Annotated in this window: 17 protein-coding genes; 2 read left to right on the top strand and 15 right to left on the bottom strand. The window is 66.7% G+C overall.

What is annotated here, in order from left to right; all coding sequences use genetic code 11:
• Nucleotides 1-23 precede the first annotated feature (23 nt).
• Entirely contained in the window at nucleotides 24-695 is a 672-nt protein-coding gene (locus HNO88_RS10700; RefSeq protein WP_184244936.1) for a TetR/AcrR family transcriptional regulator, read from the top strand.
• A 48-nt stretch (nucleotides 696-743) separates the two neighbouring features.
• On the opposite strand, the gene HNO88_RS10695 is transcribed toward HNO88_RS10700, so the two are convergent.
• Genes HNO88_RS10695 through HNO88_RS10685 form a run of 3 tightly spaced genes read right to left on the bottom strand, consistent with a single transcriptional unit; the run spans nucleotide 744 to nucleotide 3,451 of the window.
• Nucleotides 744-1,556: an SDR family NAD(P)-dependent oxidoreductase gene (locus HNO88_RS10695; protein ID WP_184244934.1), complete on the bottom strand. Its 813-nt coding sequence runs from the start codon at nucleotides 1,554-1,556 to the stop codon at nucleotides 744-746.
• 47 nt (nucleotides 1,557-1,603) lie between these two features.
• Nucleotides 1,604-2,641: an NAD(P)H-dependent amine dehydrogenase family protein gene (locus HNO88_RS10690; RefSeq protein ID WP_312857052.1), complete on the bottom strand. Its 1,038-nt coding sequence runs from the start codon at nucleotides 2,639-2,641 to the stop codon at nucleotides 1,604-1,606.
• Between the two features lie 57 nt (nucleotides 2,642-2,698).
• Nucleotides 2,699-3,451: an SDR family NAD(P)-dependent oxidoreductase gene (locus tag HNO88_RS10685; protein ID WP_184244930.1), complete on the bottom strand. Its 753-nt coding sequence runs from the start codon at nucleotides 3,449-3,451 to the stop codon at nucleotides 2,699-2,701.
• Between the two features lie 172 nt (nucleotides 3,452-3,623).
• On the opposite strand from HNO88_RS10685, the gene HNO88_RS22020 reads away from it, so the two are divergent.
• Nucleotides 3,624-4,376 carry a TetR/AcrR family transcriptional regulator gene (locus HNO88_RS22020; protein ID WP_221419952.1) on the top strand — a complete coding sequence of 251 codons (753 nt, stop codon included), beginning with the start codon at nucleotides 3,624-3,626 and terminating at the stop codon, nucleotides 4,374-4,376.
• A 334-nt stretch (nucleotides 4,377-4,710) separates the two neighbouring features.
• Here the strand turns inward: HNO88_RS22020 and HNO88_RS10675 are convergent, their stop codons facing one another.
• The 12 genes from HNO88_RS10675 to HNO88_RS10620 are packed head-to-tail and all read right to left on the bottom strand — an operon-like array spanning nucleotide 4,711 to nucleotide 15,216.
• The gene (locus HNO88_RS10675; RefSeq protein ID WP_184244926.1) at nucleotides 4,711-5,334 is read right to left on the bottom strand and encodes a hypothetical protein; all 624 of its coding nucleotides are present in this window, start codon (nucleotides 5,332-5,334) and stop codon (nucleotides 4,711-4,713) included.
• The gene (locus HNO88_RS10670; RefSeq protein WP_184244924.1) at nucleotides 5,328-5,795 is read right to left on the bottom strand and encodes a hypothetical protein; all 468 of its coding nucleotides are present in this window, start codon (nucleotides 5,793-5,795) and stop codon (nucleotides 5,328-5,330) included. Before HNO88_RS10670 ends, HNO88_RS10675 begins: the two co-directional genes overlap by 7 nt.
• Complete coding sequence (locus HNO88_RS10665; protein WP_184244923.1) at nucleotides 5,795-7,105, bottom strand: FliI/YscN family ATPase; 1,311 nt, start codon at nucleotides 7,103-7,105, stop codon at nucleotides 5,795-5,797. Before HNO88_RS10665 ends, HNO88_RS10670 begins: the two co-directional genes overlap by 1 nt.
• Complete coding sequence (locus HNO88_RS10660; protein WP_184244921.1) at nucleotides 7,095-7,700, bottom strand: FliH/SctL family protein; 606 nt, start codon at nucleotides 7,698-7,700, stop codon at nucleotides 7,095-7,097. Before HNO88_RS10660 ends, HNO88_RS10665 begins: the two co-directional genes overlap by 11 nt.
• Nucleotides 7,697-8,191 carry a hypothetical protein gene (locus HNO88_RS10655; protein WP_184244919.1) on the bottom strand — a complete coding sequence of 165 codons (495 nt, stop codon included), beginning with the start codon at nucleotides 8,189-8,191 and terminating at the stop codon, nucleotides 7,697-7,699. The genes HNO88_RS10660 and HNO88_RS10655 overlap by 4 nt, the downstream gene beginning before the upstream one ends.
• Entirely contained in the window at nucleotides 8,188-8,946 is a 759-nt protein-coding gene (gene sctJ, locus HNO88_RS10650) for a type III secretion system inner membrane ring lipoprotein SctJ (protein WP_184244918.1), read from the bottom strand. The genes HNO88_RS10655 and sctJ overlap by 4 nt, the downstream gene beginning before the upstream one ends.
• A gap of 5 nt (nucleotides 8,947-8,951) precedes the next feature.
• Complete coding sequence (locus HNO88_RS10645) at nucleotides 8,952-9,350, bottom strand: EscF/YscF/HrpA family type III secretion system needle major subunit (protein WP_184244916.1); 399 nt, start codon at nucleotides 9,348-9,350, stop codon at nucleotides 8,952-8,954.
• Between the two features lie 2 nt (nucleotides 9,351-9,352).
• Nucleotides 9,353-9,658, bottom strand: a complete 306-nt coding sequence (locus tag HNO88_RS10640) for a hypothetical protein (RefSeq protein WP_184244914.1) — start codon at nucleotides 9,656-9,658, stop codon at nucleotides 9,353-9,355.
• A gap of 41 nt (nucleotides 9,659-9,699) precedes the next feature.
• The gene (locus HNO88_RS10635) at nucleotides 9,700-10,869 is read right to left on the bottom strand and encodes a SctD/MshK family protein (RefSeq protein WP_184244912.1); all 1,170 of its coding nucleotides are present in this window, start codon (nucleotides 10,867-10,869) and stop codon (nucleotides 9,700-9,702) included.
• Nucleotides 10,869-12,707, bottom strand: coding sequence for a type III secretion system outer membrane ring subunit SctC (sctC, locus tag HNO88_RS10630; protein WP_184244910.1), 1,839 nt, complete (start codon nucleotides 12,705-12,707; stop codon nucleotides 10,869-10,871). Before sctC ends, HNO88_RS10635 begins: the two co-directional genes overlap by 1 nt.
• Nucleotides 12,704-14,674 carry a flagellar biosynthesis protein FlhA gene (locus HNO88_RS10625; protein ID WP_246381546.1) on the bottom strand — a complete coding sequence of 657 codons (1,971 nt, stop codon included), beginning with the start codon at nucleotides 14,672-14,674 and terminating at the stop codon, nucleotides 12,704-12,706. Before HNO88_RS10625 ends, sctC begins: the two co-directional genes overlap by 4 nt.
• Complete coding sequence (locus HNO88_RS10620; RefSeq protein WP_184244908.1) at nucleotides 14,671-15,216, bottom strand: lytic transglycosylase domain-containing protein; 546 nt, start codon at nucleotides 15,214-15,216, stop codon at nucleotides 14,671-14,673. Before HNO88_RS10620 ends, HNO88_RS10625 begins: the two co-directional genes overlap by 4 nt.
• Nucleotides 15,217-15,355: the final 139 nt, after the last annotated feature.

Here is a 15,355-nt window from a genome sequence, read left to right as displayed (position 1 = left end):
TGAGCTTGTACATCTAAGCGGTGATGGGCATCGAAGGTAAGACGCGGGCGCGAGATCTGGTGGATGATCTACTCGTAACGAGGAAGGTCGACGCGGCGGACGTAGAGCACGGCGCCTCGCACCGGGTGCGGCGCCTCTATGCCCAGAGCGCCCGGGATCCCCGCCAGATCCGCAGCGCGACAGCCTTGCGCAAAGCCTTGCTCCGGTTGCTCGAGCGCAAGGATTTCGACCAGATCACCGTGCGGGAGATCGCCAGAGAAGCGGGCGTCCACAACGCGACCTTCTTCCGCCATCATGCCGACAAAGAGTCCCTGCTCGACAAGGTTGCGGCAGAGGAGATCAATCGTCTGGTGGCGATCTCGCTGCCTGCGGGCTTGAGCCTGGAAGGCAACTTGGCGCTATGTGAATACGTCAGCAGTCACCGCTCGTTGTGGAAGGCGCTGCTGAACGGCGGCGCGAGGCTGGCAATGCGAGAGGAGTATCTGCGTCTATCAATGGATGTCGCCATCAGACATACCGGCGCGAAGAGCTGGATACCGGAAGAACTCGCGGTGACTTGCAGCACCATGCTCATCATCGAGACGATATCGTGGTGGCTGGCGCAGGACGAGCACGCTTACAGCAGCGAAGAAATCGCCCACATGCTGTACCAACTGGTCGACAACATCGCCTCTACGCCGCCGCGCGCGGCCTGAGGTCTCAGCTCGCAGCGGTTTCGGCCGCCACGAGCTGCCTTGACCCATTCAGGCGAGAATGCCGCCATCCAGAACCAGGGTGGAACCGGTCATGAACATCGACATGTCCGAAGCGCAGAACAGGATGGACCGCGCGATATCGTCCGCGACACCATGGCGGCCAAGGCGGCTGCCGCCGATCCCGGGGATGCCGCTCTTTCGCGCGGTTTCCTCGTCCCAATCCGCGAGGAACATGGTCTTCTCCGTCAGCGAAACACCCGGAGCGACGCCCATCACGCGAATGTCGTGCGGGGCCAGTTCGATCGACATCTGCCGTGTCAGCCCGACGACCCCGTGCTTGGAACCGACGTAGGCGGTCTGGCCCGTCGAGATGCCGGCGAGGCCCGCCAGCGACGCCACGTTGACGATCACACCCCCATGTCCCGCGGCAATCATCCTCCTGGCCGCCTCACGCGCACCGACGAACGTGCCGCGAAGGTTGATCGCTTGCACTTTGTCGAACTCTTCGTCGGTGAGATCGAGCAAGGGGACGTGCGACGGCACGCCGGCGTTGTTGACCCAGATGTCGAGCTTGCCGAACTCGCTCAGGGCAAAGTCCGCCGCGGCTGTGATCGCGGCGGGATCGCTGGCGTCCATCGCTATCGACAGGACCTTGGCGCCGTATTCCTGCGCCAGTTCCTGCGCTGTCGCAGCGGCCTTCTCCTGATCGAGATCGGCGATCAGGACCGATGCCCCCGCTTCGGCCAGGCGCCTGGCGGTGGCACGGCCCAGCCCCCAGGCTGCACCGGTGACGACCGCACCGCGCCCCTCAAGCGAGATCAGCTGTTGCAGTGTATGCGAAGCTACGTCTTTTACAGCCACTGCGGGCCTCCTTCGATCATTGATGGGGTAGCGCGATGCGGGCGAGCTTATCCGAGATTGGGCACGACCTGCGGCAACTGCGCCGTGGTGAGCAGCCCGGGACCTGCGGCGCAGATATACGGGACGGAGTTCACCGGACGGTGCGCCGTCAGGTTCGGCAGCGTCGCCTGGCGTTCCTCGATCGGCATTGGGAAGCTGATGTCGAGCTGCACCGGCGTGTCACCATGGATGTTCACCCGCCAACCGTCCGGCAGCACGTCCCAGCGCGGCTCGAGCGCCGTCGTGACGAACCAGTTCGAGCGAAAGCGCATGATCGGCTCGCCGTTGCGCTTTCCGGTTACCGTCACCCGCTGCCCGGCTACGGAGCCGGCCGGAATGGTGCTCGTGTGTAGCTTGGTGTCTTCGGTTGCTAGAGCGACCTCGGTCTCGAAATCGAAGTCGTCCTCGAGATCGATCTTGAGCCCTGCGGCGAGAGCCGCCAGCGAATGCTTGAAGACCTCATCACGGTCCTCGTGCACACGCTTGGCGAAGACTTCCGGAGCCTCTCCGAAGCCCATGATCCCCACGAGCATCTCCTCCGAGCAGCCGTCCACGCAGTTGGCGAACTCGTCGATTACCAGCAGGTCCAATCTCCGGGACAACGACAGCACCGCGATCGGCAGTGCCTCGGTGATGAAGCCGGGGCTGCTGCCGGATGCATGGATCGAGCTGTTGCCCGCCTTGCAAGCAGCCTCGACGCGCTCACGCACGGCCGGGTCCATGCGATCGGCGAAGAAGAACTCGGCCCGAGTGGTCGAGATATTGATGCCGGCCTCTAGCAGCGCGCAGACGTCGTCCAGGATCGTGCTTTCGGGCATGTACAGCACGCAGTCCGGCTTGAGCGCGATGATCGCCTGCAAGTCGCGTGTCGCCTTGATGCCGAGCGGCGGACGACCGCACAGCTCGCCGATATCCCGGCCTTCCTTGCTCTCGGAATAGACCTTTGCGCCTACGAGTTCGAGTTCGGGATGATCGATGACCGCCCGCATTGCGGCGGCACCGACAGTTCCGGTTGCCCATTGAACGACGCGAAGGGGCTCGCCCACGTGCTGATTCATCATACCTCTCCAGACTTTTGCTTTGTTATGGCTTGATAGCAGCGGTTAGCCGATGAACATGCCACCATTCACGGGAAGAACGACGCCGGTCACGTAACTGGCGCCATCGGATGCGAGATACTCGCAGGCCGCCGCGATGTCCTCTGGCGTGCCTGGCCGCGGGATCGGGATATGCTGCGCGATGACCTCAAGCGGCGGGAAGGTTCCCAGCTGGATGCCCTGCTCCGCCATGGGCGTCGCCACCACCGAAGGCGGGATCGTGTTCACGGTGATGCCTTGGGCCGCGTACTCACGCGCCAATCCCCGGGTCAGGCCGATCACACCGGCCTTGGCTGCCGAGTAGTGGGCTCGGTCGGCCGCGCCTGACTGCGCCGCGTGCGACGAGATGGTGATGATCCGTCCCCACTTGGCCGCAACCATGTCCGGCAGGGCGGCCTGGACGGTGTGGAAAACACCGGTCAGGTTGATGTCGATCATCCGCTGCCACGTGGACACGCTGACATCGGCGAAGGCGATGCCTTCCGAAATACCCGCGTTGGCAACGACGATGGCGATCGGCCCGAGCTGCTCGCGAACGGACGCGTATGCCGCTTCGACCTGTTCACGGCTCGAGACGTCGACCTTGTAGGACAGGACCTGGAAGCCCTGGCTCCTCAGCCGCTCGCTCTCGGTTTTAAGCGCAGCATCCTGGACGTCCAGCATCGCGACCGGGTGACCGTTGGCTGCGAACCGCTCGACGACCCCCAAGCCGATCCCAGATGCGCCGCCCGTGACAACAACTACCCGATCCGTGCTCATCATCATCCACCTAGTTTGCATCCTCTGGCCCCGTCGAGACCAGATCGAGCGACTTCCTATCGACGCGCCTCGACGTTGCTAAGCATCTATGCGATCACAACTCGCATAGTCGTTCAAACGGAGTGCAGTCAACCACAGTGGATGCAGGCTCGCAAGACTTGCCGGGCCGGGCGTGGGCCAACGTCATGCTTGGACCGAGATCGGAAACGCGAAGGCAAAAGAGAGATACAAATCGATTGCGCGTCGCGTTGTCGATCCAGGCGGAGTGGCATTGCGCCGGTCAAGTCGGATGCGCTCGTCATCCCTGCTTCCGCGCTGTTCGGCCCCAGATAAACGAGATTGGAGACAAGCAATTTACAAAACGGCTTCCGATGTCGACACGAGGCGTGAATATGTCATCGTCGATCTGCAAAGAGCGTATCTGTCGCTACTCGAGACGATAGAGCCGCAGCATATCACCGTGAACCGACTGATTGGCGAGGCAGGCGTAAGCAGGGCCACATTCTATCGACACTTCCGATCGCTCACGGATGTCCTTCAGGGCATCATAGATCGCCCGATCGAGCGCCTGGTGGATTTGGTGCTGGGACGGTTTGCGCTTGCAGATCCGCCTTCGTCGAGCGGCGCGATCATCGAAATGATCATGGAAAATCCAAAGCTGTGGCAGATACTGCTCACCACGCACGTCAAAAGCGTCGTTCAAAAGGAAATGGCGGCACGCGCACTATCCCGAAGCCGGGACATCGCGGAGTATCTTCAACCTGAGCTACCATCCGATCACTGTGCCGCGTGGAGTGTCAACGGTACCTTCGAGATCCTGTCCTGGTGGCTAAGCCAGAGCGATGCTCCGCCTGAGGCAGCCATCGTCTCCCTTCTCGATCGGCTGACGCTCCGACCAGCGTTGCGAGAGATTTACGAAGCATAGTTCACGTCACCGGCGAGACGAGCCCGAAGCCCTCGATCGTGAAGATAGCCGCCGGCCAGAGATCGTTATCATGCGCGCCATCCTGGCATGCGGAACTGCGCGCGTCGCATCTCCACCGCGTGCAACCGCACACACGGGGTGTCAGTGGCGGTCCAAGACGTTTGAAGGCGCGCTCTGCTTGGATCATCCCCGATCTCGACGTGCAAGGTCTGGATAGATCCGGGTCTAAACTAAGTGATCTATCTCACAGCAGTGCGTTTTCAGAGCGGACCGAGCGCCCCTCCCCAAGCGAGATGATAGATCGAGGATCGTCGATCACCCGCGACGCAGGCGGCTACGACTTGCGATGGATCCCTGCCACCTTCAATCCCCTCGCCTCCAGCCGCTGCCGAAGCGCTTCCTCGTCGTGCTGCCTCCCGTTTCCATCGGCTGACCCGCCGTCATAAAGGAGGGACATTCCCTCTTCCGACCGACCGGACATGGTGACGTTGCTCACCCCATAACGCGAGGAATCGAGTTGCACGTGCGTCTCGCCCGCTGTGTGGGACGGCAGACCCAGGCGCTCGGCGAACCGTGCCGTCAGGGATGCGCTGGCGGGATCGCCGGAGCGCGCGCCCATGTCCGCGACCGCGCCCTCGGCATGGTGTCCGAGCGGCTGCGGCGACGGGGCGACGCTCGCTTCGGCAACCGCCCGCCCGTCCTGCTGACCCCGTGCGAGATGGTGGGTCGTCGCCTCCATTGGCGGTGCGGCAAGTGCAAGCTCGTCTGGCTTGTGCATCTCGCGCTTGCGCAAGGTGCGCGGACCCTCGGCCTTATCCTTGCCGAGCGCCTGCAGCTTGTCGCGGAAGGCCTCTGCCGCTTCGCTCCCGTGATCCTGCTTTGGAGCCAGACGGTCGGGCCGCGCAGGCGCGGCGCCGGCCGAACGCTGCGGCGCGCTCGCGGCAGCGGCGTTCAGCACGGCGAACCCGCCAGTGCGATCGGCAGCGCGGTCGGCAAGGCGCCCTCGCGTTTGCGCTCGCTGCGACGCCGCTCGCGGCTCTGGGCCGTGGCGTGCTCGCTTTCGAGCACATCGAGACGAACTTGCGCGCGCTGGCGTTCGTGCTGAGCCGCGGCCAGATCGCGCCGGAGGCCATGCAGGGCGTCGGCGCGCAGGGCTGCATCCTGCTTGCAGGTTGCGAGCTTCTGCTGCTCGGCCCGCAGGTAGTCCGCCACGAGTGCGTCGCAGGGCGCTGCAGCGCGGGCGCGCTCGGCGGCCTCGCAGCTGCGGCAAGCGCTCTCGACCGCGCGCCGAGCCTCCTCAAGCGCGCGCTCTGCATGGTCGAACGCCTCGTGGGCATTCCGGGCCTGGGTTTCGCGACGGTCGCGCTCGCGGCGGCGGATGCCAATGATCGGAACGAACTGCTCTGCCGATTGTCCCATCAGTCAAATCCTCTCAACAGGGCTTGGGTGGTGCCCAGCGGCGTATGTTCGCCGCTGGATTGGCGCAGGAAACTCTCGATGCCATCGCGCGCCGCCATGGCGCGATCGGCGGCGGCATCGTGGCCGGGCTTGTACTCGCCGAGTTGCACGATCAGCTCCATCTCGTCGAGCTTGGCCAGGCTGGTTCGCAGCCCGATCGCGGCGCGGCGTTGCTCCGGCGTGGTGAGCTGCCCCAGCAAGCGGCTTTGGCTGGCGAGCACGTCGATGGCGGGATAGTGCCCCTTGGCGGCCAGCTTGCGTGACAGATAGATGTGTCCATCCAGCAGCGAGCGCACTTCCTCGCCGATCGGATCATCTTCCTCGTCTTCGAGCAGCACGGTGTAGATGCCGGTGATCGCGCCATGCTCGTCGGAACCGGCGCGCTCGAACAGACGTGGCAACTCGGCGAACACAGAGGGTGGATAACCGCGCCGTACTGGGGGCTCGCCGGCCGACAGCCCGATCTCGCGCAAGGCGCGGCTGAAGCGGGTGACCGAATCCATCAGCAGCATCACGTGCTTGCCGGCGCGGCGGAACCCCTCGGCGACGGCGGTGGCGGCATGCGCGGCGCGCGCGCGTTCGAGCGCCGGGCGGTCCGAAGTGGCGACGATCACCACCGAGCGCGCCAAGCCCTCGGGGCCGAGCGTATCCTCGACGAACTCGCGCACCTCGCGCCCGCGTTCGCCGATCAGCGCGATCACAATCACGTCGGCTTGGGAGTGGCGAGCGAGCGTCGCCAGAAGCGTCGACTTGCCCCCGCCGGCCGCAGCGAAGACGCCCATGCGCTGGCCTCGGCCGATCGGCAGCAAGCCGTCGATCGCGCGCACGCCGGTCTGCACCTGGTGTTCGATCCGCTGTCGCGCCATCGGATTGGGCGCAGGCGCATGGAGCGGCTGATGCGCATCGCCCGCAATCGGCTCGCCGAAGTCGAGCGGACGCATGCGCGAATCGACGACACGGCCGAGCAGCGATTCCGCCACCGGCACATGATCCTCGCCGACCCGGACCGTCACCTCGGTTTCGCTGGAAAGCCCGCGCAAGTCCCCCATGGGGGCGAGCAAAACCTCGCCATCGACCAGGCCCACCACCTCGGCGTAGAGGCTCGGTTCGCCCGAACGGTCGAGCAAGGCGCAAGTCTGGCCGACGCGCGCGGTGATGCCGCCCACGCGGATCGCAGTGCCGACCGCCGCCTTGACGCGGCCGCGCTGCTCGAAGGGCGGCGCTTCGTCGAGCTGGCCGAACAGGACGCTGACTTGCGATTCAATCGACATGGGCCAGGCTCCAGCGCTTCTCGATCTCGGCCAATTGCACCGAAAGGTCGGCGATGATCCGCCCCTCTCCGGTCACGACGCGGCATTGATGCGCGGTGAGGTTTGGGTCGGGGCGGATGGCGACGGCGCGCAAGGTCTCCTCATCGGCGAAGGCATCGCCGACCGCCTCGACCAGTTCGGGCGCAACGTGGACTTGCACGTCCGATCCGCTGGCCACCGCAGCGACCGCGCGGCGTGCAATGCCGGCCATCATTGCCTCGTCGCCAATGTCGTCGACCATCCGCCGCAGCGCTGCCAAGGCAAGAGCTCCGACCTCGCGCTCCTGCGTCTGACGCCAGGTCTCGACCTGCTCGGTCAGGTCCGCGACGGCGGCAAGGAAGGCGCGTCGTCCTTCTTCCAGACCCTCGGCATGGCCTTTCCGGAAAGCCTCGTGCTCGGCAGCCTCGCAGCGCTGGTGCGACTGGGCCTGGAGCGCTTCTGCCCGAGAGAGCAAGGCCGCGGCCTGTGTGAGCCGATCCGCCTCTCGCGCCTTGAGCAGCGGACGGTCGGTGGCGACAAGCGCCTGGCTGTCCCGGTGGACAAGGTAGAAGGTCATGCCGCAGGTTCCGGTGCCATGCGTACGAGCGCTTCGGCCTCCGCCACGTGGCGCGCGGCTTCGCGGTCGTGCAGGCCCGATGCGCCAAGGCGCTCCGCCAACCGGGGTGGCAAGGCCTTGTGCGCGGTCGCCTGCCCGGCGGCGGCCAGCATGGCGGGAGGAGGCAAGGGCGCAGCGCCCTGCCCCGGCTTCGCGAGCACGTCTTCAAGCAGCGCTTCACCGATCTGGGCGGCGTACGCGCGCAAGGTGTCGCCCGAGATCACCGTGCGCAGCGCGTCGTCGCTGGCACGCAGGGCAGTGACGGCAAAGATGCGCCGCTGCTCCGCCTCGGGCTCGCGCGGCCATTGCGGCCAGCTGCCCAGCTCGGCGAGCGACAGCCGGATTTGCGCAGAGGCTCCGGCAAGGCGGCGCGCCCGCGTCGGTGCAAGGTCGAGCGAGCGGGCGAGGCCAGCGGCACTCGCCAGCCGCGCCCGCGCGGCGGCACCCTTCATTCGGCCGGCTCCGGAAGGTTGGAGTGTCGGCGCGGCTGCAGCTTGCGGCCGCGCAGGAACACCGCGGCCAGACCGCCCAGCCCCAGCGCGCCCAGGATCCCGGCAGTCGCGAACGAGCCGGTGTTCGACAGCGACATCGCCGTGTCCTGCGCCGCCGCCTGGCTGGCGACCATGACCACCGAGACGCGATCGTAGGCGAGCCCCTCGACGCTGTTGGTCAGCAGCGCCTTGATCGCGCCAGTTTCGCCGCGCAGGTCGAAGCCGGGCTGGTACTTCACGAAGACCGCCGCTGACGAGGGCTTTACCTTGTCGGACAGGGGATCGGCTTCGGGGATCGCCAGGTGCACGCGCGCTTCCACCACCCCGTCGATCTCGCTGACGGTGTGGCTCAACTCCTGCGACAAGCCGTAGTTCAGCCGCGCGCGCTCTTCGATGGGAGAGGAGACGAAGCCCTTCTTCTCGAAGATCTGGCCGAGCGAGGCGTACTTGTCACGCGGCAGGCCCTTGGCGCGCAGAACGTCGACGGCGCGGGGGAACTGTTCCTGATCCACCGCGACGCTCCAACCTTCCTTGCCCGCCTCGCGTTTGCTGGCGGCGATGTCGGCCTGGCCCAGCGCGGCGACCATTTCGTTCGCCTCGCTTTCGGACAGCTTGCTGTAGAGGTCCTGCTCCCCGCACCCGGCAAGCGCGAGAGGCATGGCGAGCACCGCGAGCACGAGCCCGAGGCGGCGGAAGGCGAGGCGGAATGCGCGCATGATGGTCAGCCCTGTTGCTTGAACAACTGCTGGATGCCGTCCGAGCTGCGGTTGGCGATGTTGGACGTGAGCTGGCAGTGGAACATGAACTCCTGGCAGCGCATCGTCAGCTGGACGACTTCGCCCGGAGTGAGTTCGCCGCCCGAGGCCTCGGCGGTCTTGGCGTAGTCGGTGACCGACTTGGCCTCGCCGTTCACCTTGTCGAGCTGCGACAGCATGGTCTTGATCGCGGCCGGCACTTCGCCCGCTGGTGCGACCGCACCCGACTGGGCCAGTGCATTGTCGAACTGCCCCGCCATCTGCGGCGTCGGCTGCTGCGGCACGGCCGATCCGAGATCGACCGAGCGCGGCGGCGGAGCGGCGGACGCGGCGGCCGAAGCCGCCGCGATGCTTTCGATGGCCATGATCAGCCCTTGCGCGCCATGGTTTCGAGCGCCTTGCCGACACTGTCGAGCGAGCTGTGCGAGCTGTTCGACAGGAAGCTCATCTTGAGCGATTCCGCCGTCAGCTGGGTGATGGCGCTGGGGTTGTCGCCACCGTCTCCCAAGGTATCGGAGCGCTGTTCGATGACCGCGGCCTGGTTGTCGAGGGCCTTGCCCCAGGCCTGCGCGAAAGCCTCGAACCAGCTGGAAGAGGCATTGCTGTCGCGCTGCATGCGGTTGCCGGTGAGCGGGGTGGCCGCAAGAGCGCTTGTATCGGCGTTGATGTTCATGGGGACTTCTCCTTCGGGGTACTTGCTGGGGCTGGCGGAAATCAGAGGTGGACGTCCTCCATGCGGCCGTCCTTTTCGAGGCGGACCGTGTCCGCGCCGACCGAGACCAACCGATGGCCGGTGGGCAGCACCGCGCCCGGGAACCACCGGGTGCCATCGGCGGTGACGATGTGCGCGGGGTTCTCGACCAGTGTGGCGATGCCGGTCGCGCCGGTGCCGAAGAACGCCTGCAGCGGATTGCCGCCGCGGCTGTCGTCGATCCGGAAGGTCACGTGGGTGAGCCCGGGCACGTCGCGCTGGAGCACCTCGCGCAAGTCCTGCTGACGGTCCTGCGGCATGAAGGGCGCTGCCACCAGCACACCATGGGTATCGCCTGGCATCGGCTCCGCCTTGCCGGGCACGCCTTGCGCCTCGAGAACGTCGGAGACGGCGGCGGCAAGCGCGGCGGTGGGCGTGACGTCGAGCGCGACCGGAACCCCGGCATCGGCGACAAGCGCCTGGAGCTTCGTCATCTGCGCCTCGCCGGCCACCACGCCGCTGACGATCAGGCCGCCGGCGGCGTTGCGGGTGACCTTGAGGTCGGGAAGGTTCTCGGCCGCGAGCCGCTCCTCGAAACCGACCGGATCGGTGCGACTGGCGGTGATCGACTGGCTGAGTGTCAGCGCGGCCCCGCCCAAAAGCACGACCGACACGGCGACGATCGCCAGCCGGGTGGTATCGAAGCGACCCTGCAGCGCGGCGATCTGTTCGCGCCCGACCCGCACCAGGCGGTCGCCCAGGTTCGGTGCCGGCAGCGGCGAAACCGGCGTGAGGCACGGCGAGGCGGCGACTTGCACCGCGCCGTCCCACCGCGCCGATCCGCTGGCTCCGTGCGCAAGGACGAACTCGCCGATCCGGAATGGCAGGTATGCGGGAAGCTGCGCGTCATCTCCCTCCGCCAGCGAGCGGCCGAGCAGTTCGGCACTGCCGCCCAGCACGCGCAAATGCGCCACATCGCCCTGCAAGCGCAGCTCGACCACCGTGTTGCGCGTGCCCGAGCCGCGCAGGACGACGTCGTTGGCGAGCGCATGGCCGATGCAGACGCGCTGTCCGGCCTCGAGCGAGAATTCCTTGCCCGCGAGGCGGCCGTCGACGATCCGCAGAACATGGGCCGTGCGGGCCGGCGCGACGGGTTCCTGGAAGGCGAACTTCTCGGCAGCCAGCGTGGCCATCACTGCACTCCGGACGGGCGGGCGTTCTTGGGCGCGCTGGTTGCGCGCTCGACCCCGAAGTTGACGCCACTGGCCGAGGCCGGGCTTGCCGCATCGTCCAGCCGGACCAGACGCGGCGTGATCAGGAACAGGCGCTCGATGTGCTGGCGGCGCTTGCTCTGCGACTTGAACAGATTGCCGACCACCGGAATGTCCTTGAGGAACGGGATGCCGCTTTCGGAATCGTAGTCCGCGTTCACTGTCATGCCGCCCAGCAGCACGCCTTCGCCTTCGTTGATCAGGGTCTGGGTGTTGACGCTGGAGCGATCGACGACCGGAATGTCGTCCACCTCATTGTTGGTGACCGAGCCATCCTCGACGCCAATGACCATGCGCATCCGCACCTTGCCATCGTCGTTCAGCACATGCGGGTTGACCCGGAGCACCGTGCCGGCGGTCACGTTGAACAAGTCCACCTGGCGGTCGCCCGCCACGCGCACGTAGAAGGTCCGGGTGCGGTCGAACACCGCTTCCACGTTGGACAGCGTGACCAGCTGCGGGCGCGAGACGATGCGGGCGGCGCCCTTCTCCGCCAGCGCCTGGATGCGGCCGATGAACTCGTTGTTGGAGCCGATGATCCCGCCCAGCGACAGCCCGCGATTGATCGCGCCGTTGTTGAGGATGTCGGTGTTGGGCACGCCGGTTCGGCGCACGATGTCGCTGCCGAACAGCGAGCTGAAGCCCTCGCTCTGCAAGCGCCAGTTGATCCCGATCTCGCGCAGCTTGTCGACGTTGATGTCGATGATCGTGGCTTCCAGTTCGACGATCTGCGGCCTGACGTCGAGCGCCTGGACCAGGCCCTCGTAAGCGGACATGTTCTCGGGCCGGTCGCGCACGACGATGGCGTTGAGCGAAGGATCGATGGCAATGCGCGGGCCGCCGCCCGTCGCCTTGGGCGCATCGACGATCGGCGCGGCCGCGGCGACCGGCGGCAGGCCGAGGTACTCGTCGTCATAGGGCGTCGCCTGGTTGGGATTGGGCGCCACGGCGTCGAGGCCTCGACCCAGCAAGCGCGGCTGCGACTGGCGGACGACCTTGTCGCCGTATCCGGCAGCAACACCGCCCGCGACCGGCCCGCCGTCACCCATGATGCGCGAGAGCGTGGCACCGACGCCGGGCACGCGGATCTCACGTCCGCCGGCGTTGAGCGGCGTATCGTCCGCGCGGGCATAGCGCAGGTAGAACACCCGAAGCTCGTAGGGCTCGATCGCCGGCGGCTCGTACTCTGCGCGTCCGGGCGCGCGCATCGGCGTGGGCGAGATCGCGGCATTGCGCAGCGGCGATCCGCTCGGCCGCTGGATGGCGCCGGCAAGCTGCTGCACCTGGTCGAGGTAGCGCGGCACCCCCGTGGCCATGATCATCTCGGAACTCGTGGCGCGACTGTTGTTGTGCGCGTCGTCGAGACCGGCGCGCCGGGCATTGGCGATCACGTCGGCGGCACGGCCGGTAGGGACGGTGATCGGCCGGCTCTGCACTTGCGACGCGGCGTAGACGGTGACGACCGAGCCATCGAAATAGCCGACAAGGTTGAACGCCTCCGTCAGCTTGCGCCAGGTCTCGGCCGGGGAGCCGGAGAACTGGCCATTGATCTTGCCGCGCACTCCGGGATCGACGTTGACCGGCACGCCGGCCGCCGCGAAGAACCGGTTGAGGAATTCGCCGATCTCCTGGTCGCGCGCAACGAGATTGACGTTCGCGGCGGAAAACGGGGGCTCGGCGGCGAACCCGGTTTGCGGGGCCATCACGGCGGCGACGGTTGCCGTCGCGGCCAGGGCGGAACGGATGTGGGCAAGCGTCATTCGGCAGCTTCCATTCGCGATTCATCCTCCACGGCTAAGGGGGTTCGATCGAGCTGCCCGACGACATCGAGCGGGATCGAAGGCGATAGTTCGTTGAACGAGAGCACGGGCACTTCGAACAAGTCCGGGCCCAGCAGGCGGCGCAGCGGCCGCCGCAAATCCTGCGCCACCACGACGGCGCGCGCGTGGCTGGTGTTCACTTCGCGCCGGATCATGTCGATCAGCGTGCGGGCATGCTCCGGGTTCATCGCCAGGCGGCCGATACCGTCGAGCTGGCGCACGTTGTCGCGCAGGAAGTGTTCGAGGGTCAGGCCGATGATCAGCACCTTCATCCGTCCGTTCACGCAGAGCGGCGGACTCAGGTAGCGCTTCATCGCCAGGCGAGTGCGGTCGGCGATCGGCAGCGCGTTGCGATCTGACTGGCCGGCCTCGGCGATGGCTTCGAGCACGTCGCGCATGTTGCGCAAGGACACTTCCTCCTCGGCAAGAAGACGAAGCACTTCGGCGATCTTCGCGGCGGAGACCGCGCGCACCGCTTCCTTGACGACATCGGGATAGTCGACGCCCAGCGCGTTGAGCATCGCGGTGACTTCCTGCAGCCCGAGGAACTGCCCCAAGTTGCGCCGCAGGATCGCCTCGACGGGCTCGCACACCGCGTGCTCCAGATCGTCGCCGTCGATGCGTCCGGAGCCGGCCGGCGCGTCGTAGAGGTAGAGCGCCCAGACGCTCGCGCTGTCCTGCGAAGGCACGTGGACGATCTCGGCGGCCGGCAACGGCAGGCCGATGCGGTGCTGCAGGCGCTGCAGCATGGCGCCGACGGCGGTGCGCAGGCGGTGCATCTCATCTGCCGGCAGCGGATGGCGCGCGATCTCGATTACCAGCGGACGCACCGGGCCGAGCGGCTCGGGCGCGATCGCCACCCGCTCGGGCACGGCCTCGATGCGGGTATCGAAGCGCGCGAACTTGCCATCGATCCAGGCTTTGCTGACAGGCGTGCGCAGGGCGCCGCTGAAGCCGAGCGCGGCGGCTATGCCCAGGAACACCAGGGTCGGGAAGCCCGGGATGAAGCCGATCAGCGTGCAAAGTCCCGCTGCGGTGAACAGGACCCGCGGCTTGCTGGCGATCTGGCGCGCGATCGCCGGCGCCAGATCGCGATCGTTCTCCTCGTCGGTCGTGCGGGTGACCAGCAGACCGGCCGCCATCGCTGCGAGCAGCGCCGGCAGCTGCGCCACCAGGCCGTCGCCGATGGTCAGGATCGAATAGGTCTCGATCGCCTCGCCGGCGGACATGCCGTGCGAAAGGACACCCATGCCCAGGCCGCCGATCAGGTTGACCAGAACGATGATGATCGAGGCGATGGCATCGCCCTTCACGAACTTCATCGCGCCATCGAGGCTGCCGTGAAGCTTGCTTTCCAGCTCCAGCGTACGGCGGCGCGACCGGGCCTCGTCCTTGCCGATCAGGCCGGAGCGCAAGTCACTGTCGATCGAAAGCTGCTTGCCGGGCATGGCGTCGAGGCTGAACCGGGCTGCCACTTCGGCGACGCGCTCGGCGCCCTTGGAAATGACGATGAACTGCACCACGGTGATGATGAGGAACACCACCAGCCCGACGATCAGGTTACCGCCAGCCACCATCATGCCGAACTGGTGGACGATGTGCCCTGCCTCGGCCTGCGTCAGGATCATGCGCGTGGTGGCGATCGACAGCGACAAGCGGAACAGCGTGCTCAACAGCAGCACAGTGGGGAATGTCGAGAAGTCGAGAGGCTTGGCGACATAGAGCGTGCTCAGCAGCAGCAGCACGCCCAGCGTGATGTTGATGGCGATGAGGATGTCGAGCACCAGCGTGGGCAGCGGCAGGATCAGCAGGCCGACCACCGCCATCACCACGCCGACGAGCATCACGTCGGCGAAGCGCAACGCACCCGCCGCCGGCAGGCCGGACAGGGCCGCTCGCAGCTTCAACGGCCGGCCGCCATCTGGATGCCGGCCAGTGGAAGGCCGGTGCGTGCCGAGCGCAGCGACGTGTAGCGGTTCATGACCTTGACCACGTAGGCCTGCGTCTCGGCGAAGGGCGGGATCCTGTTGCCGTAGCGCTGCACCGCGCCGGCGCCGGCGTTGTAGGCACTCAGGATCAGGTCGAAGTTCTGGCCATAGCGCTTCTGCAACTGCTTGAGGTGGCGCGCGCCCGCGTCGAGATTGGTCGCGGGGTTGAGCAGCGCGGTCGTAGTCACGCCGAGCCCGGCCCCGGTCGCGGGCATGATCTGCATCAGCCCCAGGGCGCCGACCCGCGAGCGGGCGGTCGGGCGATAGCCGGACTCCGCATCGACCAGGGCATGCAGGAACAGGGGATCAATCTTGTAGCTGGCGGCCACGGTCCGGATCTCGCGGTCGTAAGCCTGCCGCGCCGCAGGGGACCTGATCTGCGACACCTTGGGCGTGCGCGTCCGGGCGCCCGCCTTCTTGTCGGTGCCGGACTTCTCCTTGACGCCGATGATGCGCACCACGGCCGTACTGTCGGGAATAGGCTGCGACGCTGTTGTCCCCGTCGTCGGAACGACATAGGCAGTACAGTCGCTTAAAGACTCAAATCGCTGCAATGTGTTCGGATTGCCGACACGCATCTGCACGTCGACCGGACAGGCG

The organism is Novosphingobium chloroacetimidivorans (assembly GCF_014204535.1).
In the GTDB taxonomy this organism is placed as follows: Bacteria; Pseudomonadota; Alphaproteobacteria; order Sphingomonadales; family Sphingomonadaceae; genus Novosphingobium; species Novosphingobium chloroacetimidivorans.
The sequence above is the reverse complement of the archived record's forward strand: the minus strand, read 5'-3'. Positions and strand labels throughout refer to the sequence as shown.